Raw genomic sequence first — 18,756 nt, 5'->3', positions numbered from 1 at the left:
TCACACCATGTCCCTCGACCACCGGCTCACCCCCGAGCACGAGGAACTCCGCCGCACCGTCGAGGCGTTCGCGCACGACGTGGTCGCGCCGAAGATCGGCGACCTGTACGAGCGCCACGAGTTCCCGTACGAGATCGTCCGCGAGATGGGCCGCATGGGCCTGTTCGGCCTGCCCTTCCCGGAGGAGTACGGCGGCATGGGCGGCGACTACCTCGCCCTCGGCATCGCCCTGGAGGAGCTGGCCCGCGTCGACTCCTCGGTCGCGATCACCCTGGAGGCGGGCGTCTCCCTGGGCGCCATGCCCCTGTACCTGTTCGGCTCGGAGGAGCAGAAGCGGCAGTGGCTGCCGAAGCTGTGCTCGGGCGAGGTGCTCGGCGCCTTCGGCCTGACCGAGCCCGGCGCGGGCAGTGACGCGGGCGGTACCCGCACCACCGCCGTGCGCGACGGCGACGAGTGGGTGATCAACGGCTCGAAGTGCTTCATCACCAACTCCGGTACGGACATCACCGGTCTGGTCACGGTCACCGCCGTCACCGGCCGCAAGGAGGACGGCCGCCCGGAGATCTCCTCGATCATCGTCCCGTCCGGCACCCCGGGCTTCACGGTGGCCGCGCCCTACTCCAAGGTCGGCTGGAACTCCTCCGACACCCGTGAGCTGTCCTTCGACGGCGTACGGGTGCCGCTCGCCAACCTGGTGGGCCAGGAGGGCCGCGGCTACGCCCAGTTCCTGCGGATCCTCGACGAGGGCCGGATCGCCATCGCGGCCCTGGCCACGGGTCTGGCGCAGGGCTGTGTGGACGAGTCGGTGAAGTACGCCAAGGAGCGGCAGGCCTTCGGCCGGGCGATCGGCGACAACCAGGCCATCCAGTTCAAGCTGGCCGACATGGAGACGCGCGCCCACATGGCCCGCATCGGCTGGCGCGACGCGGCCTCCCGGCTGGTCCGCGGCGAGCCGTTCAAGAAGGAGGCGGCGATCGCGAAGCTGTACTCCTCGACGGTCGCCGTCGACAACGCCCGGGACGCCACGCAGATCCACGGCGGCTACGGCTTCATGAACGAGTACCCGGTGGCCCGTATGTGGCGGGACTCCAAGATCCTGGAGATCGGCGAGGGCACGAGCGAGGTCCAGCGCATGCTGATCGCCCGTGAGCTGGGCTTCGCCGGCTGACCGGTGACCCCGCGGCGTGCGGGGAAGGACGAGGGGACCCTAAAAAAAATTAGGGTCCCCTTACCGTTTTCAGCCAAGGTTAGGCTAACCTTCCCTCCGAACGGCCTCGGGTTCCCCGGCCGCCCCCTGCACGTACGAAAGCGGACTTCGCCATGCCCAAGCCCAGCCCCACGTTCCTCTCCCGCCGCGGCCTCATCGCGGCCGGCGGCGCCCTCGGACTCGTCGCCGCGCTCACCGCGTGCGGTGGCAGCGACAAGGCGAAGGACGCTGACGGCGGCAAGGGCGGCACGGCCGCCGCCTCGGGCCCCTGGACCTTCAAGGACGACCTGGGCAAGGACGCCACCGCGAAGTCCACGCCGAAGAACATCGTGGCCTACACCGGCACCGCCGCCGCGCTGTACGACTACGGCGTGCAGGTCAAGGGCGTCTTCGGCCCGACCAAGCTCGCGGACGGCAAGCCCGACCCGATGGCCGGCTCGATGGACATCTCCAAGGTCGAGATCCTCGGAAACGTCTACGACGAGTTCAACGTCGAGAAGTACGCCTCCCTGAAGCCCGAGCTGCTCGCCACCAACACCTGGGACGGCTCGTACTGGTACGTCCCCGAGGCCTCCAAGGACAAGATCCTGAAGCTGGCCCCGGCCGCCGCGATCGGCGTGGGCGACAAGGCCACGATGGACAAGGCCCTGGAGCGCACGGCGGAGCTCGCCAAGTCCCTCGGCGCCGACCTGAACTCCAAGAAGGCCGCCGACGCCAAGGCCCGCTTCGACGCCGCCTCGGCCAAGGTCCGCGAGGCCGTCAAGGCCAACCCGGGCATCAAGGTGCTCGTCGGCTCCGCCGCCGACCAGCTCTTCTACGTCTCCACGCCGAAGACCTCGGCCGACCTCAAGTACTTCGAGTCCCTGGGCGTCGAGTTCGTCGCCCCCGAGCAGGACAAGCTGGACCCGCAGGGCTTCTACGAGAGCCTCAGCTGGGAGAACGCCGGCAAGTACAAGGCCGACCTCGTCCTGCTCGACAACCGCACCCAGGCCCTCCAGGCCGAGGCCCTGAAGGCCAAGCCGACCTGGAACGAGATGCCCGCCGTCAAGGCCGGCCAGATCGCCCCGCGCGTGACCGAGCCGATCTACTCGTACGAGAAGTGCGCGCAGATCCTCGAGGACCTCGCCAAGGCCATCCAGAACGCCAAGAAGGTCTCCTGATCCTCCTGGGCCGTGTCGTCGAAGCCCCGATCGGCCCTGCTTCGACGACACGGCCCGGGGCCCCGCACCCCTTCCGCCGGTCCTGACGCCGGGCTCCCGGCCACCGCCGGGGGCCCGGCGTCCGGCACTGACCACCCGGCACCGACCGCCCGGCACCACACCCGCCGCCGGCGCCACCTTCGAATCCCAGGGGGGACTCGCGCATGACCGCCACCGCATCCGAGGCCGGACAGGCCGCGGCGCACTTCCGCTTCTTCACGATGGAGGTGCTGCGCACGCGCCGCCTCGGCCACTCGTTCCTGCGCGTGACCTTCGGCGGGGAGTCCCTGGCGGACTTCAGATCCGGCGGCTACGACCAGAGCCTCTCGCTCTTCCTGCCGCCCCCGCACGCGGAGCACACCGAGCTGCCCTCCACCGACGAGGACACCTGGTTCGGGGCCTGGCGCGGGATGCCGGACGCGGAACGCCCGGTGATGCGCTCGTACACGGTGCGCGAGCAGCGGCGTACGGACGACGGCGCGACGGAGGTCGACATCGACTTCGTCCTCCACGGGGACACCTCCCCGGCTTCCCGCTGGGCGGGCAGGGCCGTCTCCGGCCGCCGGATCATGGCGATCGGGCCGGCGGTCGCGCAGAACAAGTCCGTCCGCTTCCAGCCCCCGGCGGCCACGGACGCGTACCTGATGTACGCCGACGAGACCGCCCTGCCCGCCGCCTGCGCCATCCTGGACCGGCTCCCCGCCGGGACCAGGGTCAAGGCCTGGTTCGAGGTCCCGCACCCGGACGACCGGCTCGCCCCGCACACCCTCGCCGACGCGGACATCACCTGGATCGTGCGCGAGAAGGGCGCGTCCGGCCCCGAGCGGACGGCCCGCGTGGTGGACGCGGTCCGGGCGGCGGAACCGCCCGCCGCCGAGGCCCCGTACGCCTGGCTCGCGGGCGAGGCGGGCACGGTGCGCGCCGTACGCCGCCACCTGGTGGGGGAACGTTCCGTCGACCGGCGCGCGGTGCGTTTCACCGGGTACTGGAGGCTCGGGGCGAGCGAGGAACAGCTGCTCGCCGAGGCGTACGCGGGCCGGGCCCCGAGCGAGGACCCGGCGTCCGAGCTGTAGCCGACTCCTGCGCGGAGCAGGGAATTTGATGGAGGAGGGCCCCGGCGGAAGCCGGGGCCCTCCTCCATTTGTACTACAACTTAGGTTAGGCTAACCTAACTCACGCACCCCACCCCTCCCCCGCCCCCCGCTTCCCCATGCCCGGAGGAAAAGTTGATGCGCACGCATCTGCTGAACGAGACGACCGCGGACCTCTACCGGCGATCCGTCACCGAGGGCGTCGACCGCGTCGCGGCCAGGCTCTCCACCACCCGGCGGCCCCACACCGGCGTATCCGTCGACGAACTCGCTCCGGTCATCAACGGGATCGACCTCGACGCGCCACTGGCCGACACCGCCGCCGCCCTCGCCGAGCTGGAGGACGTCTACCTCCGCGACGCCGTCTACTTCCACCACCCGCGCTACCTGGGCCACCTCAACTGCCCCGTGGTCATCCCCGCGGTGGTCGGCGAAGCGGTCCTGTCGGCCGTCAACTCCTCCCTCGACACCTGGGACCAGTCCATCGGAGGCACGCTGATCGAGCGCCGCCTGATCGACTGGACCGCCCGGCGCATCGGGCTCGGCGAGGGCGCGGACGGCGTCTTCACCTCCGGCGGCAGCCAGTCGAACTTCCACGCCCTGCTCCTCGCCCGTGACGAGGCCTGCCGGACCGTCATGCAGCGCGCCCACGAGGCGGGGACCGAGATCACCAAGGCCGAGGTGCTGCCGAAGCTGCGCATCTTCACCTCCGAGGCCAGCCACTTCAGCGTCCAGAAGTCCGCCGCCATGCTGGGCCTGGGGTACGAGGCCGTCATCTGCGTGCCCGTCGACCGCAACCGCCGCATGGACACCGCCGTACTGGCCCTGGAGCTGGAGAGCTGCGCCGGCGAAGGCCTCTTCCCCATGGCCGTCGTCGCCACCGCCGGCACCACCGACTTCGGGTCCATCGACCCGCTCCCCGAGATCGCCCGCCTGGCCGAGGAGCACTCCGCGTGGATGCACGTGGACGCCGCCTACGGATGCGGACTGCTGGTCTCCCCGACCCGCCGGCACCTCCTCGACGGCATCGAGAAGGCCGACTCGGTCACCGTCGACTACCACAAGTCGTTCTTCCAGCCCGTGAGTTCCAGCGCGATGCTGGTCCGCGACCGCCACACCCTGCGGCACGCCACGTACCACGCGGACTACCTCAACCCGCGCCGGATGGCCGAGGAGCGGATCCCCAACCAGGTCGACAAGTCCATCCAGACCACGCGCCGCTTCGACGCCCTCAAGCTCTGGATGACCCTGCGCGTCATGGGCGCCGACGGCATCGGCTCCCTCTTCGACCAGGTCATCGACCTGGCCGCCGCCGGCTACGAGGTCATCGCCGCCGACCCGCGCTTCGAGGTCGTCGTCGAACCGCAGATCTCCACCCTGGTCTTCCGCTACCTCCCCGCGGGCGAGCTGCGCCCCGACCTCGTCGACGAGGCACAGCTGCACGCCCGCAAAGCCCTGTTCGCCTCCGGCGAGGCCGTCGTCGCCGGCACGAAGGTGGACGGGAAGCAGTACCTGAAGTTCACCCTCCTCAACCCGCAGACCACGACGGCCGACATCGCGGCCGTCCTCGACCTCCTCGCCGCACACGCCGAGCAGTTCCTGGGAGAATCCCTTGCCGTCCACCACTGAGCCCCACGACTTCATCGGCATCGGCCTGGGTCCCTTCAACCTGGGACTCGCCTGCCTGACCGCGCCCGTCGACGAGCTCGACGGCCTGTTCATCGAGTCGAAGCCGCACTTCGAGTGGCACGCCGGAATGTTCCTGGACGGCGCCCACCTGCAGACCCCGTTCATGTCGGACCTGGTCACCCTCGCCGACCCGACATCGCCCTTCTCCTTCCTGAACTACCTGAAGGACAAGGACCGGCTGTACTCCTTCTACATCCGGGAGAACTTCTACCCGCTGCGCGCCGAGTACAACGACTACTGCCGCTGGGCCGCCGACCGGCTCGACAACGTCCTGTACTCCACCTCCGTCACCGAGGTCACCTACGACGGGACCGCCGGCCTGTACGAGGTCCACACCGACCGCGGCGAGACCCACCGCGCCCGCCGTCTCGTCCTCGGCACCGGCACCCCGCCGCACGTCCCGGCGGCCTGCGAGGGCCTCGGCGGGGACTTCCTGCACAACTCCACGTACATGCAGCACAAGGAGCAGCTCCAGCGGAAGAAGTCGATCACCCTGATCGGCTCGGGCCAGAGCGCGGCCGAGATCTACTACGACCTGCTCGCCGAGATCGACGTCCACGGCTACCGGCTCGACTGGATCACCCGTTCGCCGCGCTTCTTCCCCCTGGAGTACACCAAGCTCACGCTGGAGATGACCTCGCCGGAGTACGTGGACTACTTCCACGCCCTCCCCGAGGACACCCGCTACCGGCTGGAGAGCCAGCAGAAGAACCTCTTCAAGGGCATCGACGGCGACCTCGTCAACGCCATCTTCGACCTGCTCTACCAGAAGAAGATCACCATGCCGGGCGCGGTCCCCACGACGCTGCTCACCAACACCTCCCTGAACAGCACGGCGTACGACACCACCACCGGCACGTACACCCTGGGCCTGCGCCAGGAGGAGCAGGAACGGGACTTCTCCCTCACCACGGAGGGCCTGGTCCTCGCCACGGGCTACAAGTACCGGATCCCGGACTTCCTGGCCCCCGTCCGCGACCGGCTGAACTTCGACGGCCACGGCCGCCTCGACGCCGCCCGCAACTACAGCGTCGACGTGACCGGGCGCGGGGTGTACCTGCAGAACGGCACGACCCACAACCACTCCCTCACCTCGCCCGACCTGGGCATGGCCGCGTACCGCAACGCGTACATCGTCAGTGAGCTGCTCGGCCGTGAGTACTACAAGGTCGAGAAGTCCATCGCGTTCCAGCAGTTCGCGGCCCCGGAAGGCATCCACGCATGAGCACCACCCCAGAGCTCCTCTTCGCCCGCACCGACACGGCCCTCGGGACCTTCTCCCTGCGCCCCCTGGACCCCTTCTCGGACGCGGAACTCCTGCACGGCTGGGTCACGCACCCGAAGGCCGCCTTCTGGATGATGCAGGACGCCACCCTCACCGACGTCGAGCGCGAGTACGTCCGCATCACCGCGCACGAGCACCACCACGCCTTCATCGGCCTCCACGAGGGCCGCCCGGCCTTCCTGATGGAGAGCTACGACCCTTCGCGCCTGGAGCTCGTCGGCCTGTACGAGGCCCAGCCCGGCGACGTCGGCATGCACTTCCTCGTCGCTCCCACCGAGACCCCTGTCAGCGGCTTCACCCGCGCGGTGATCACGACGGTGATGGCCGCCCTGTTCGCGGACCCCTCCACCCGGCGCGTCGTCGTCGAGCCGGACGTCCGCAACGAGGCGGTCCACGCCCTGAACGAGGCCGTCGGCTTCGTCCCCGAGCGCGAGGTCCGCAAGCCCGAGAAGGTCGCCCTGCTCAGCTTCTGCACCCGCGAGCAGTTCGAGGCCACCCAGCGGGAGTCGATGTGAGCCTCGCCGACGCCGTCTCCCACCTCTCCCCCGAGCTGTGGGCCCGCGCCAACCGCGCCCTGGTCCGCAAGGCCCTCGCGGAGTTCTCCCACGAACGCCTGCTGACCCCGGAGCCGCTGGGCGATGACCTCTACTCGGTCCGCAGCGACGACGGAGCCGTCGAGTACCGCTTCCGCTCGGCCCGGCTCGCCCTGGACCACTGGTCGGTGGACGAGCGGTCCATCACCCGCCACCACGACGGCGGGACCCTGGAACTGGACGCCCTGGACTTCCACATCGAGTTCCGGCGGACCCTGGGCCTGAGCGCGGAGGTCCTCCCCGTCTACCTGGAGGAGATCTCCTCCACCCTGGCGGGCACGGGCTTCAAGTACACGAAGCCGCAGCCGTCCTCCGCCACCCTCGCCAAGTCCGGCTTCCAGGAGATCGAGACGGGCATGACCGAGGGCCACCCCTGCTTCGTCGCCAACAACGGCCGCCTGGGCTTCGGCGTGCACGAGTACCTCTCGTACGCACCGGAGACGGCGAGCCCGGTCCACCTGGTGTGGGCGGCGGCCCACAAGGACGTCTCCACCTTCACGGCGGGCACGGGCCTGGACCACGACGCGTTCATGCGCGAGGAACTGGGCGAAGCCGCGATAGCCGGCTTCAGGGCCAAGCTCACCGCCCTGGACCTCGACCCGGAGGACTACCACTTCCTCCCCGTCCACCCCTGGCAGTGGTGGAACAAGACCACCGTCACCTTCGCGGCGGAGATCGCCAACCGCCGCCTGGTCCTGCTGGGCGAGGGCGAGGACGCCTACCTCCCGCAGCAGTCGATCCGCACCTTCTTCAACACCACCACCCCCACCAAGCACTACGTCAAGACGGCCATCTCGGTCCTCAACATGGGCTTCATGCGCGGCCTCTCCGCCGCCTACATGGAGGCCACCCCGGCCATCAACGACTGGCTCCACCAGCTGATCGAGTCGGACGAGGTCCTCCGGTCCGTCGACTTCTCGATCATCCGCGAGCGCGCGGCGATCGGCTACCACCACCGCCAGTACGAGCGTGCGACGGACCGCTACTCGCCGTACCGCAAGATGCTGGCCGCCCTGTGGCGCGAGTCCCCGGTGAACTCCCTCCGCGAGGGCGAACGCCTGGCCACCATGGCCTCGCTCCTCCACGTCGACGCGGAGGGCCGGTCCTTCGTCGGCGCCCTGATCGCCGAATCGGGCCTCACCCCGGCGGAATGGCTCAAGCCGTACCTCCGCGCGTACCTGCTGCCGCTCCTGCACTGCTTCTACCAGTACGACCTCGCGTACATGCCGCACGGCGAGAACACGATCCTGGTGATCAAGGACGGGGTGGTGCAGCGGGCGATCTTCAAGGACATCGCCGAGGAGATCGTGGTCATGGACCCGGACGCGGTCCTGCCCCCGGCGGTCGAGCGGATCAGGGCCGACGTCCCGGAGGACATGAAGCTCCTGTCGGTCTTCACGGACGTCTTCGACTGCTTCTTCCGCTTCCTGAACGCGATCCTGGCCGAGGAGGGCATCTGCACGGAGGAGGTGTTCTGGAAGGCGGTGGCGGACTGCGCCCACGACTACCAGGCCTCGGCCCCCGCCCTGGCGGACCGCTTCGCGCAGTACGACCTCTTCACCCCGGAGTTCCAGCTGTCCTGCCTGAACCGCCTCCAGCTGCGCGACAACAAGCAGATGGTCGACCTCGCGGACCCGTCGGCGGCCCTCCAGCTGATCGGCACCCTCAAGAACCCCGTCGCGCCCTTCGCCCGGCGCTGACGGCCCGGGTGGCGGGCGGGCTCCCGACACGGTCCCTCGGAAGCCCGCCCGCCACCCGCTACCGCCCGCGCCCATGGCGCCGGGCTACTCCCACGGCACCTCCGGTGACCGGTAGTACGCGGTGCCCTGGGCGTCCAGGCGGGGGGCCTGGGCGGCGAGGCGGGGGCGGTAGGCGTCCCAGCCGAGTGACGCGGCCGGGGACCAGCCGAGTTCCGCGAGGCCCAGGAGGCGGGGGAAGGCCATCAGTTCCCAGTCGGCGCGGGTCGCGATGGTCTCCGTCCAGAGGGGGGCCTCCACGCCCAGGACGGCGGATTCGGGGACGTCCGGGAGGTAGGCGCCCGGGTTCCAGGAGTAGGAGCGCCGCACCGGGACGTAGCCGGCCCAGGCCAGGCCCGGCTTCGTCGCCTTGTCGTACTTCATGTCCAGGTAGGCGCGGTCCGCCGGGGAGAGGATCAGGGGGTGGCCCGCCCTGGCCGCCGCCGCGACCGCGGATTTCTCCGCTGCCGCCGTCCGGTCGTGGCCCCAGTACTGGAGGACCGCCCCCCGCGCGGGGCGGGCGTTCGCGAGCTGGTGCCAGGCCACCACCGTCTTGCCGTGCTTCGCCACCACCGCCTGGGCGCGGTCCATGAAGGCCGCGTAGTCCGCCGCCGGGGTGGAGTGGGCCTCGTCGCCGCCGATGTGGAGGTAGCGGCCGGGGGTGAGGGCGGCCAGCTCGCCGAGGACGTCGTCGACGAACTCGTACGTGCGCTCCTTGCCCACGCACAGCGAGCTGAAGCCGACCTTGGTCCCGGTGTAGCGCTCGGGAGCCTTGCCGTCGCAGTTCAGCTCCGCGTAGGAGGCCAGGGCGGCGTTGACGTGGCCGGGCATGTCGATCTCGGGCACCACGTCGACGTAGCGCTCCGCCGCGTAGGCGACCAGGTCGCGGTACTCGGCCTTGCTCCAGTGGCCGCCGGGCCCGCCGCCGACCTCGCTCGCTCCGCCGTACGAGGCCAGGCGCGGCCAGGAGTCGATGGCGATCCGCCAGCCCTGGTCGTCGCTGAGGTGCAGGTGCAGGGTATTGATCTTGTACTGGGCGAGCTGGTCGACGTACCGCTTGACCTGCTCCACCGGAAAGTAATGGCGGGCGATGTCCACCATCGCCCCCCGGTACGCGAAGCGCGGGACGTCGGTGATCTCGCCGCCCGGGACCTCGCCCGTGCCCCGCACCGGCAGCAGCTGCCGCAGCGTCTGCCCGGCACGGAAGAGGCCCGCCGGGGTGTGCGCGGTCAGGGTGATCCCGGAGGGGGTGGTCCGCAGGCGGTAGCCCTCGGCACCCAGCTCCCGGGCCCGGTCGTCCAGCCGCAGCCGGATCCCGTCCCCCTCCTCCCCGTCGACCACCGGCAGCGGCAGCCCGCTCGGCCCGCGCAGCTGGTCCGCCAGGAGCTCGCCGACCCGCCGCACCTCCTGCGGCGAGCCCGGCCCGGTACGGATCACCGTGCCCGCGCCGAAGCCGTACCCGGCGCCCGCGGCCCGGGCGGAGGCCGGCGCCGGCAGGAGCCGTTCGTAGGGGGTGAGGGCGGCGGGACGCCCGGAGCCGGGTCTGGCTTCGTCTCCGCGGGCCTCGGTGCGGGAGACGGCGCCGCCGAGGGCGCCGAGGACGAGGAGGGTGCCGAGCGCGCGTCGCAGGACTCTCATGTGCCCAGGTATAGGCCAGACGGCCCCCCTTCGGGCCCCACATACCGGTGGGAGAATCACCGGATGGCGGAAATCATCCAGAAGGACGGTACGTGGACCTTCGACGGGGACGCGGTGCGCATCGTGCCGGGCCGCGACAAGGGGGTGGGGCTGCTCCGGCAGCACTTGGGCGAGGTGGTCGTGCCGCTGCGCGCGATCGCGGGGATCAGCTACGAGCCGGGGCGCAAGGCGGGCCGGCTGCGGCTCAGGCCGCGCGACGGGGCGGACCCGCTGCTGCAGGTGACGGGCGGGCGGCTGCCGGAGGCCTCCGACCCGTACCGGCTGGCCGTGGAGTCGGACCGGTCGGGGGTGGCGGAGTACTTCGTGGACGAGGTGCGCAACGCCCTGCTGCTGGACCGGGTGGATCCCGGCCCCTGCGACGCGTACCTGCTGCCGGGGCCGGCGGTGCCCGTCTCGTTCGGCGCGGGTGACGCCACGGCCTCCTTCGACGGCGACCGGGTGGTCCTGGAGTGGAACTGGACCGCGGAGGAGGCCAAGCGTTCCGGGGGTCCGCGCGAGTTCCGGGTCGCGGACGTGCGGGCGGTGGACTGGTACCCCTCGAAGGGCCTGGACCACGGCTGGCTGCGGTTCACCCTGGACGGCGCCCCTCCGGCCCCCGCGCCCAAGTACGACCGTTGCGCGGTGGAGCTCTTCGGCTTCAAGAAGGACCCGCTGATGGCGCTGGTCGCCGCGGCCGTGGCGGTGCGGATGCCCCATCCGGCGGCTCCCGCGCCCGAGCCGGCCGTGCCGCTGCCACTCGCGGAGTCGGCCCCGGCGCTGGCGGGCGAGGCCGCGGACCACGACACCCTGCTGCGGCGGCTGCGCGAGGTGGGCGAGCTGCACCGGTCGGGCGTCCTCACCGCCGATGAGTTCTCGGCGGCGAAGGCAGCGATTTTGGGTCGTTTCTGACCACGCCGTACCGGAATCTCCCATTCCCTGGTCCAGACCAGCGAGATCCTGCCCGATGTCGGGCAGGATCTTTGCGTTTCACCCCTCGGACAGTCAATATCTACTGGTGCTCGACCGCCGCCCGTCACATGACGACCTCGTCGACCACCTGGTGCGCAGCACCGCGCTGCGGCGCGGCGAGGCCGCCCGGGTGGTGCTCGACGTGCTCGCGTACTTCAACGAGACGACCGAGGAGTTCGTCCGCCGCCGCCACCGCGAGCTGCAGTCGGGCGGGGCGGTCAACGCGGAGATCTTCGAGCGGATCGCGGCCGAGCTGCCGCACCGCGCCGTGGCGCCACCGGAGCTCTCGCTCCGGCAGCTGCGCCGCATCGTCTACGGCTGACAGGGCCGGGGCGGCCCGGACGGCCGCGCGCGGACGAGCAGGACACCGAACTTCAGGAGGGGCAAGACCGTATGTGTGGAATCGTCGGTTACATCGGCAAGCGTGACGTCGCACCACTGCTGCTGGAGGGCCTGGCACGGCTGGAGTACCGCGGGTACGACTCCGCGGGCATCGTCGTCAACAGCCCGAAGGCCGCCGCCCTGAAGATGGTCAAGGCCAAGGGCCGCGTCCGCGACCTGGAGGCCCGCGTCCCCAAGCGCTTCGCCGGCACCACCGGCATCGCCCACACCCGCTGGGCCACCCACGGTGCCCCGAGCGACCTCAACTCGCACCCGCACCTCGACCCCGAGAACAAGGTCGCCGTCGTCCACAACGGCATCGTCGACAACGCCGCCGAGCTGCGCGCCAAGCTGGAGGCCGAGGGCGTCGTCTTCGCCTCGGAGACCGACACCGAGGTGATCACCCACCTGATCGCCCGCTCCCAGGCCGACAGCCTGGAGGAGAAGGTCCGCGAGGCGCTCAAGGTCATCGAGGGCACCTACGGCATCGCCGTGATGCACGCCGACTTCGCCGACCGCATCGTCGTCGCCCGCAACGGCTCCCCGGTCATCCTCGGCATCGGCGAGAAGGAGATGCTCGTCGCCTCCGACGTGGCCGCCCTGATCGCGCACACCCGCCAGGTCGTGACCCTCAACGACGGCGAGATGGCCACCCTCAAGGCCGACGACTTCCGCACCTACACCACCAGCGGCACGACGACCACCGCCACCCCGGAGACCGTGGAGTGGGAGGCCGCGTCCTACGACATGGGCGGCCACGACACCTACATGCACAAGGAGATCTCCGAGCAGCCCGACGCGGTCGACCGCGTGCTGCGCGGCCGGATCGACGACCGGTTCAACACCGTCCACCTGGGCGGCCTGAACCTGGACCCCCGCGAGGCCCGCGGCATCCGCCGGGTCAAGATCCTGGGCTGCGGCACCTCGTACCACGCGGGCCTGATCGGCGCCGGCCTCATCGAGAGCCTGGCCCGCATCCCCGCGGACGCCGAGCCGGCCTCCGAGTTCCGCTACCGCAACCCGGTGGTGGACCCCGACACCCTCTACATCGCCGTCTCCCAGTCCGGTGAGACGTACGACGTCCTCGCGGCCGTCCAGGAGCTCAAGCGCAAGGGCGCCCGCGTCCTCGGCGTGGTCAACGTGGTCGGCTCGGCGATCGCGCGCGAGGCCGACGGCGGCGTGTACGTGCACGCCGGCCCGGAGGTCTGTGTCGTATCCACCAAGTGCTTCACCAACACGGTGGTGGCCTTCGCGCTGCTCGCCGTGCACCTGGGCCGGATCCGGGACCTCTCGGTCACCGACGGCAAGCGGATCATCGACGGCCTGCGCCGGCTGCCCGCGCAGATCGAGGAGATCCTGAAGGGCGAGGAGGACATCAAGCGCCTCGCGGCCGAGTACGCCGACGCCAAGTCGATGATGTTCATCGGCCGGGTCCGCGGTTACCCAGTGGCCCTGGAGGCCTCCCTCAAGCTGAAGGAGATCTCCTACATCCACGCCGAGGCCTACCCGGCCTCCGAGCTGAAGCACGGCCCGCTCGCCCTCATCGAGCCGGCGATGCCGACGGTCGCGATCGTCCCGGACGACGACCTGCTGGAGAAGAACCGCGCGGCGCTGGAGGAGATCAAGGCCCGCAGCGGCCGCATCCTGGCCGTCGCCCACCGGGAGCAGGAGAAGGCCGACCACACCATCCTCGTGCCCAAGAACGAGGACGAGCTGGACCCCATCCTGATGGGCATCCCGCTCCAGCTGCTGGCGTACCACACCGCCCTGGCCCTGGGCCGGGACATCGACAAGCCGCGCAACCTGGCGAAGTCCGTCACCGTCGAGTAGTCACGGTCGGGCAGGCACCGTCGAGCAGTCACCACCGCGCACGCGCGGCGGCCCCGGGGAGGGGCGACCTCCCCGGGGCGACGCGACAGGGGTGCCGCCGGAACTCCGGTGGCACCCCTGCCCGTTCTCCCGCGGTACCGGCCCGTCAGCCCGCGGCGACCGCGCGCCCCGAGGTCCTGCCCATCGCCATCGGCCAGTTGGCCAGCGCGGCGGTGGCCCCGTACCAGGCCAGCAGCCCCGACACGGCCGCGACCCAGCCGCCCGCCTTGGCCAGACCGCCGCTGTCCGCGAAGGCGGCGACGGCCAGCAGCAGGAGGGAGAGGGTCAGCAGGGCGTACACGCCCTGGCCGAACAGCCCGCTCGACGCGGCGAGCGTGAGGGTCAGCGCGAGCATCGCGAAGAGCACCAGAAACGTTCCGGCCGCCTCGTCGGAGACCGTGGCTCCCGCGCCCTTGGCCCAGGTGAACCAGAAGATGCCGAGGCCCGCGAAGGCGGTGCCGTTGAAGCCGTTGCCGCCGCGGTATTCGAGGAGGCCGAGGAGGAAGAGGGCCGCGCCGCCGACGTACATCGCGAGCGACACGGAGTGGGCGGCGGTCACACCGGAGAGGATCCCCGTGTGGCCGATACCGAATGCGAGAAGGGTGAGACCCAGGGCGATGTTCCCCAGGGTCGAGGTCGAGGCCGTGCTTCCCGCAGAGACACCATTGTCCACGGCGGGCTCCCTTCGATCTGCAGTTGTCTGCTGCGTCCCAGCAGCATTTATCTACCCTTTACAAAGGGGTTCACAACCGCACGAGCGACGCACAGCGGGTTACGGAATGACAACAACGGGTCGCTGCGCCCGCTTCGCCAGCCGCCCCGCGACCGAGCCGAAGATCCGCCCGACGATCCCGTGAGTGGAACCGACCACGATGGCGTCCGCCGAGTACTCCCGGCCGACCTCCTCCAGCTCGTGGCAAATGTCACCCCCGCGCTCGACGAGGATCCACGGCACCTCGGTCAGGTAGTCCGCGCAGGCCAGCTCCAGACCGAGCACCTCGGTGCGGTGGTCGGGCACGTCCACGAAGACGGGCGGCTCGCAGCCGGCCCACACCGTGGTGGGCAGCCGGTTCGCCACATGGACGATGATCAGACCGGAAGCGGAACGCCGGGCCATGCCGATCGCATAGGCCAGGGCCCGCTCACTGGACGTGGAGCCGTCGAAGCCCACCACCACGCCGTGCCGGAAGGCCGGGTCGCAGGGGTGACGTGTCTGTTCCACCGCGCGCAGGTCGCTCGATACGGAATCGGCGAAGGGTTTGCGCTTGCGGTCCGCGGGTTCGGAGAATTCGTGACCGGCCATGGGTGTCTCGGCGAAGAGTCCTCGGGGGAAGCGACAGGGGCGGTTTCGGCGACTCGGACTTTCTGACGACGGGGGCCTGGATCACGAACGCTTTTGACGACGCAGCGTGACCGGGTTCTGTCCTGGAAGCATCTTCCCAAGCCCTTACCCCCCAGGGTACGGCGACACTCCTGTCCTGCACAGGGCATGCCGCCCTTGGAGAGCGTCCCAGGGAGCATGCCGGAGCGCGAGCGCCTTGGCAATGGCAGCTGCCCCCTACAGCCAGTGACGAGAGACCTTCGCGCCACCCGTGCGCGCAGTGACCGAGGCCCGGCCAGGGCGTTGGACAGGCGTCCGACCGTCCAGGGAAGAGCCCGCAGGGAGTACGCCGTGCCCGGTCATCCGGTTCACCCCGTCCAGCCCGTCCAGCCCGCTCCGATGACGCGGTCCGCCCGGTCCGCCCGCTCCGCGCCGTCGCCCGCGCGCGCCTCGCTTCACCCGTCCGTGCGGTCCGCCGGACGCGCTCACGACGACCCCGCGGGTGACGTGGTGCGCTGGGCCGCCTTCAGCTGCCTGCTCGTGCCCGTGGTCCTGGTGGTCTACGGGACCTCGTACGGCGGGGCCGCCGTGGCGACCCTGGGGCTGGCCGCCGTCACCGCCGCCTGCCGGGTCCTGCTGCGGTACTCGGAGAAGACGGAACGGGCCGCCGCGCGCGTGCGTTCGGAGAATCCGCTTCCGTCCGGCCACCGGGGCCGGCACTCCCGCACCGGGGCGGGTTCGCACCGCGGCTGCCACGGTTCCGGTGGCCTGTCCCCTCACGACTGACCGGTTCGTACGTACACACCCGGTTGTTTTCGGCCAACTTCCGGACCCGGCGCTTCCCTTGCCGGAATGTTCCACCGACCCCACCACCACCAGCGACTACGGGCGAGAGGGGACGAATTGACCCCGTGAGTACTGGCCACGGCCGGATCGCGCGCTATCCGGTCGGGTAGCGGAGTGGAACGCTTCCTGATCGAATGCTTTTCGCCAAGTTGCCAAGTCGACATAGCGCTGCGTGCTGAACTTGTCACGCCGACACCACGGGACGCAGTAGATTCGATCATGTATTTACGGCGGGGGATCCACGTGCAAGGCCGAGGGGAAACGTGCAGGTGCGACCAGACCAAGGAGTCGCGACACCCAAGGGGGGCTTAGCGCCATGAGCCAGGATTCCACCGCCGCCGTCGTCGCCGACGCGGGCCGGAAGCTCGCGGGGCGTCGCCGCAGGGAGATCGTCGCGGTGCTGCTGTTCAGCGGCGGACCGATCTTCGAGAGTTCCATTCCGCTGTCCGTTTTCGGGATCGACCGACAGGACGCGGGAGTTCCACGCTACCGACTGCTCGTGTGCGCCGGGGAGGACGGTCCCCTGCGGACCACCGGCGGACTCGAACTGACCGCGCCGTACGGGCTGGAGGCGATCGCCCGGGCAGGCACGGTCGTCGTTCCGGCCTGGCGCTCCATCACCTCGCCCCCGCCGCCGGAAGCGCTCGACGCGCTGCGCCTGGCGCACGAGGAGGGGGCCCGGATCGTCGGCCTGTGCACGGGAGCCTTCGTGCTCGCCGCCGCCGGGCTGCTGGACGGCCGGCCCGCGACGACGCACTGGATGTACGCGCCGACGCTCGCCAAGCGCTACCCGTCCGTCCACGTCGACCCGCGCGAGCTGTTCGTCGACGACGGCGACGTGCTGACGTCCGCGGGCACCGCGGCCGGAATCGACCTGTGCCTGCACATCGTCCGCACGGACCACGGCAGCGAGGCGGCCGGGGCACTGGCCCGCCGGCTCGTCGTCCCGCCGCGCCGCACCGGCGGCCAGGAGCGCTACCTCGACCGGTCGCTGCCCGAGGAGATCGGCGCCGACCCGCTCGCCGAGGTCGTCGCCTGGGCACTGGAACACCTCCACGAGCAGTTCGACGTGGAGACGCTGGCCGCCCGCGCCTACATGAGCAGGCGCACCTTCGACCGGCGGTTCCGCTCGCTCACCGGCAGCGCTCCGCTCCAGTGGCTGATCACGCAGCGGGTGCTCCAGGCGCAGCGGCTGCTGGAGACCTCCGACTACTCGGTCGACGAGGTCGCCGGACGCTGCGGCTTCCGGTCGCCGGTCGCCCTGCGCGGTCACTTCCGGCGGCAGCTGGGGTCCTCCCCGGCCGCCTACCGCTCCGCCTACCGCGCACGCCGGCCGCAGGCCGAGGTGTCCCCGGTGTCGGAGATGCAGGGCTCCTCGCTGCCGCACCAGCGCACTCCGCAGCCCCAGCGGGCCGCGGCGGCCCTGGCCGCCTCCGGCCCGAGCGTGACCGAGCTGTACGCCCCGAGCCGGGTGCTGCGCGAGCACGCGTAGCCGTCCGCGCACGAGCGAAGAGGGCCCCCGCACCGGCCGAGCACCGGTGCGGGGGCCCTTCGGCATAAGGTGGGGCGCATGAACGATCGCATGGTGTGGATCGACTGCGAGATGACCGGGCTCTCGTTGACGGACGACGCACTTATCGAGGTGGCCGCACTGGTCACCGACTCGGAGCTCAACGTGCTCGGCGAAGGCGTGGACATCGTGATCCGCCCGCCGGACGCGGCCCTGGAGACCATGCCGGACGTGGTGCGCGAGATGCACACCGCTTCCGGGCTGCTCGACGAGCTGGCCGCCGGCACGACCCTGGCCGACGCCGAGGCGCAGGTCCTGGCGTACGTACGGGAGCACGTGAAGGAGCCGCGCAAGGCCCCGCTGTGCGGGAACTCCGTCGGCACCGACCGCGGATTCCTCTCGCGCGACATGCCCGCGCTGGAGGGCCACCTGCACTACCGGATCGTGGACGTGTCCTCGGTCAAGGAGCTGGCGCGCCGCTGGTACCCGCGGGCGTACTTCAACAGTCCGCCGAAGAACGGGAACCACCGGGCGCTCGCGGACATCAAGGAGTCCATCGCCGAGCTCCGCTACTACCGGGAAGCGGTCTTCGTGCCGCAGCCCGGACCCGACTCGGACACCGCCCGGGCCATCGCCGCCAAGCACGTGGTCACGGACGAGTAGTCCCCCGGAGGGGGGCGCGGGGGAAAGGTGGAGCGAGCACCCTCCCGGACCCTGTACCCTTTTCTTCGGCCGGTCGTTCTGCGACCGGACATGGTGGGTGTAGCTCAGCTGGTAGAGCACCTGGTTGTGGTCCAGGTGGCCGCGGGTTCAAGTCCCGTCACTCACCCTGCGGGAAGGCCCCGGTTCGCGAGAGCGGACCGGGGCCTTCTGCGTTCCCCGGACCGCCTTCCCCGGACCGCGGGTGCGTCCCTGCGCCGGCCCGTGGGCGATCGGCTCCGTCGGCGGGCCGGGTCCGGTGCGCGAGCCCTACGGTGACGTCCGCATCGCGGCCAGGCCCTTCGCCATGTCTTCGGCGTTCATGACGGGGCTGACCTCCAGCTCGGCGTTGAACTGGAGGAAGAGGTCCTCGAGGATCGGCGGCAGCTGCGCGCTGTCCTGGAGGTCGAAGACCATCCAGCAGGAGCGCACGCCCTCGTGGAGGCCGAAGTAGGCCGCCTCCGGCTGGACCCTCTCCATCAGGTCCTTCACGGCCCTGGGCAGGGATCCGGTCTTGATGCCCTCGTTGGTGGCGGCCGTGTCCATGTGGGCCCTGAGCATGACTCTCATGCGTGGCTCCTTCCGTCACGGCCACCCTCGGCGCGGCACGGGGGCGCCGCAACATGTGCGCCCCCGTCCGGGCGCAGGGGCCGTCCGCGCCGATGCGGAGCGGTGCCGCGTGCG

The 18,756-nt window shown here is 70.8% G+C and carries 17 protein-coding genes and 1 tRNA gene; 14 read left to right on the top strand and 4 right to left on the bottom strand.

The features are described from left to right. Positions 1-7: 7 nt before the first annotated feature. The 7 genes from ACZ51S_RS14725 to ACZ51S_RS14695 all read left to right on the top strand — a co-directional run bounded on the left by ACZ51S_RS14725 (position 8) and on the right by ACZ51S_RS14695 (position 8,764). Positions 8-1,168 (top strand): acyl-CoA dehydrogenase family protein, encoded by a 1,161-nt coding sequence (locus ACZ51S_RS14725; protein ID WP_388938746.1) that lies wholly within the window; start codon positions 8-10, stop codon positions 1,166-1,168. Positions 1,169-1,320: 152 nt separating this feature from the next. Then, the gene (locus ACZ51S_RS14720) at positions 1,321-2,367 is read left to right on the top strand and encodes an ABC transporter substrate-binding protein (protein ID WP_388938744.1); all 1,047 of its coding nucleotides are present in this window, start codon (positions 1,321-1,323) and stop codon (positions 2,365-2,367) included. Positions 2,368-2,570: 203 nt separating this feature from the next. Further along, complete coding sequence (locus tag ACZ51S_RS14715) at positions 2,571-3,479, top strand: siderophore-interacting protein (RefSeq protein WP_468802056.1); 909 nt, start codon at positions 2,571-2,573, stop codon at positions 3,477-3,479. A gap of 156 nt (positions 3,480-3,635) precedes the next feature. After that, on the top strand, positions 3,636-5,126 hold the full coding sequence (locus tag ACZ51S_RS14710; RefSeq protein WP_468802057.1) for a pyridoxal phosphate-dependent decarboxylase family protein: 1,491 nt from the start codon (positions 3,636-3,638) through the stop codon (positions 5,124-5,126). Continuing rightward, positions 5,110-6,411: a lysine N(6)-hydroxylase/L-ornithine N(5)-oxygenase family protein gene (locus ACZ51S_RS14705; RefSeq protein ID WP_468802058.1), complete on the top strand. Its 1,302-nt coding sequence runs from the start codon at positions 5,110-5,112 to the stop codon at positions 6,409-6,411. Before ACZ51S_RS14710 ends, ACZ51S_RS14705 begins: the two co-directional genes overlap by 17 nt. After that, positions 6,408-6,986, top strand: coding sequence for a GNAT family N-acetyltransferase (locus tag ACZ51S_RS14700; RefSeq protein ID WP_468474996.1), 579 nt, complete (start codon positions 6,408-6,410; stop codon positions 6,984-6,986). Before ACZ51S_RS14705 ends, ACZ51S_RS14700 begins: the two co-directional genes overlap by 4 nt. Continuing rightward, complete coding sequence (locus ACZ51S_RS14695) at positions 6,983-8,764, top strand: IucA/IucC family protein (protein ID WP_468474997.1); 1,782 nt, start codon at positions 6,983-6,985, stop codon at positions 8,762-8,764. The genes ACZ51S_RS14700 and ACZ51S_RS14695 overlap by 4 nt, the downstream gene beginning before the upstream one ends. An 84-nt stretch (positions 8,765-8,848) precedes the next feature. Here the strand turns inward: ACZ51S_RS14695 and ACZ51S_RS14690 are convergent, their stop codons facing one another. Further along, positions 8,849-10,438, bottom strand: coding sequence for a beta-N-acetylhexosaminidase (locus ACZ51S_RS14690; protein WP_468802059.1), 1,590 nt, complete (start codon positions 10,436-10,438; stop codon positions 8,849-8,851). A gap of 63 nt (positions 10,439-10,501) precedes the next feature. Here ACZ51S_RS14690 and ACZ51S_RS14685 point away from each other — a divergent pair, with 63 nt between their 5' ends. The 3 genes from ACZ51S_RS14685 to glmS all read left to right on the top strand — a co-directional run bounded on the left by ACZ51S_RS14685 (position 10,502) and on the right by glmS (position 13,657). Then, positions 10,502-11,386, top strand: a complete 885-nt coding sequence (locus ACZ51S_RS14685; RefSeq protein ID WP_468960917.1) for a DUF4429 domain-containing protein — start codon at positions 10,502-10,504, stop codon at positions 11,384-11,386. Between the two features lie 106 nt (positions 11,387-11,492). After that, positions 11,493-11,768 carry a hypothetical protein gene (locus ACZ51S_RS14680; protein ID WP_388938730.1) on the top strand — a complete coding sequence of 92 codons (276 nt, stop codon included), beginning with the start codon at positions 11,493-11,495 and terminating at the stop codon, positions 11,766-11,768. A 71-nt stretch (positions 11,769-11,839) separates the two neighbouring features. Further along, positions 11,840-13,657, top strand: coding sequence for a glutamine--fructose-6-phosphate transaminase (isomerizing) (gene glmS, locus ACZ51S_RS14675; RefSeq protein ID WP_388938728.1), 1,818 nt, complete (start codon positions 11,840-11,842; stop codon positions 13,655-13,657). Between the two features lie 145 nt (positions 13,658-13,802). Here glmS and ACZ51S_RS14670 read toward each other — a convergent pair whose 3' ends face one another. Beyond that, positions 13,803-14,369: a GPR1/FUN34/YaaH family transporter gene (locus ACZ51S_RS14670; RefSeq protein ID WP_468802061.1), complete on the bottom strand. Its 567-nt coding sequence runs from the start codon at positions 14,367-14,369 to the stop codon at positions 13,803-13,805. A 99-nt stretch (positions 14,370-14,468) separates the two neighbouring features. Continuing rightward, complete coding sequence (locus ACZ51S_RS14665) at positions 14,469-14,999, bottom strand: universal stress protein (protein ID WP_388938724.1); 531 nt, start codon at positions 14,997-14,999, stop codon at positions 14,469-14,471. A gap of 417 nt (positions 15,000-15,416) precedes the next feature. Here ACZ51S_RS14665 and ACZ51S_RS14660 point away from each other — a divergent pair, with 417 nt between their 5' ends. The 4 genes from ACZ51S_RS14660 to ACZ51S_RS14645 all read left to right on the top strand — a co-directional run bounded on the left by ACZ51S_RS14660 (position 15,417) and on the right by ACZ51S_RS14645 (position 18,202). After that, positions 15,417-15,803 (top strand): hypothetical protein, encoded by a 387-nt coding sequence (locus ACZ51S_RS14660; protein WP_468475072.1) that lies wholly within the window; start codon positions 15,417-15,419, stop codon positions 15,801-15,803. A 376-nt stretch (positions 15,804-16,179) separates the two neighbouring features. Then, positions 16,180-17,355, top strand: a complete 1,176-nt coding sequence (locus ACZ51S_RS14655) for a helix-turn-helix domain-containing protein (RefSeq protein WP_468475001.1) — start codon at positions 16,180-16,182, stop codon at positions 17,353-17,355. A 78-nt stretch (positions 17,356-17,433) separates the two neighbouring features. After that, positions 17,434-18,036, top strand: a complete 603-nt coding sequence (gene orn / locus ACZ51S_RS14650) for an oligoribonuclease (protein ID WP_388938719.1) — start codon at positions 17,434-17,436, stop codon at positions 18,034-18,036. Between the two features lie 93 nt (positions 18,037-18,129). After that, positions 18,130-18,202, top strand: a tRNA-His gene (locus ACZ51S_RS14645). 140 nt (positions 18,203-18,342) lie between these two features. Here ACZ51S_RS14645 and ACZ51S_RS14640 read toward each other — a convergent pair. Continuing rightward, positions 18,343-18,642 carry a hypothetical protein gene (locus ACZ51S_RS14640; RefSeq protein ID WP_468475002.1) on the bottom strand — a complete coding sequence of 100 codons (300 nt, stop codon included), beginning with the start codon at positions 18,640-18,642 and terminating at the stop codon, positions 18,343-18,345. Positions 18,643-18,756: the final 114 nt, after the last annotated feature.

The sequence above is a fragment of the Streptomyces sp. NPDC034043 genome, from assembly GCF_055575675.1.
Note: the sequence above shows the minus strand (reverse complement) of the source record. Positions and strands in the feature narration are given on the sequence as shown.

Bases quoted from the DNA above. Each gene is read 5' to 3' on its own strand.
- ACZ51S_RS14725 (WP_388938746.1), top strand. From the start codon at position 8: ATGTCCCTCGACCACCGGCTCACCCCCGAGCACGAGGAACTCCGCCGC.
- ACZ51S_RS14720 (WP_388938744.1), top strand. From the start codon at position 1,321: ATGCCCAAGCCCAGCCCCACGTTCCTCTCCCGCCGCGGCCTCATCGCG.
- ACZ51S_RS14715 (WP_468802056.1), top strand. From the start codon at position 2,571: ATGACCGCCACCGCATCCGAGGCCGGACAGGCCGCGGCGCACTTCCGC.
- ACZ51S_RS14710 (WP_468802057.1), top strand. From the start codon at position 3,636: ATGCGCACGCATCTGCTGAACGAGACGACCGCGGACCTCTACCGGCGA.
- ACZ51S_RS14700 (WP_468474996.1), top strand. From the start codon at position 6,408: ATGAGCACCACCCCAGAGCTCCTCTTCGCCCGCACCGACACGGCCCTC.
- ACZ51S_RS14690 (WP_468802059.1), bottom strand. From the start codon at position 10,438: ATGAGAGTCCTGCGACGCGCGCTCGGCACCCTCCTCGTCCTCGGCGCC.
- ACZ51S_RS14685 (WP_468960917.1), top strand. From the start codon at position 10,502: ATGGCGGAAATCATCCAGAAGGACGGTACGTGGACCTTCGACGGGGAC.
- glmS (WP_388938728.1), top strand. From the start codon at position 11,840: ATGTGTGGAATCGTCGGTTACATCGGCAAGCGTGACGTCGCACCACTG.
- ACZ51S_RS14665 (WP_388938724.1), bottom strand. From the start codon at position 14,999: ATGGCCGGTCACGAATTCTCCGAACCCGCGGACCGCAAGCGCAAACCC.
- ACZ51S_RS14660 (WP_468475072.1), top strand. From the start codon at position 15,417: ATGACGCGGTCCGCCCGGTCCGCCCGCTCCGCGCCGTCGCCCGCGCGC.
- ACZ51S_RS14655 (WP_468475001.1), top strand. From the start codon at position 16,180: ATGAGCCAGGATTCCACCGCCGCCGTCGTCGCCGACGCGGGCCGGAAG.
- orn (WP_388938719.1), top strand. From the start codon at position 17,434: ATGAACGATCGCATGGTGTGGATCGACTGCGAGATGACCGGGCTCTCG.
- ACZ51S_RS14640 (WP_468475002.1), bottom strand. From the start codon at position 18,642: ATGAGAGTCATGCTCAGGGCCCACATGGACACGGCCGCCACCAACGAG.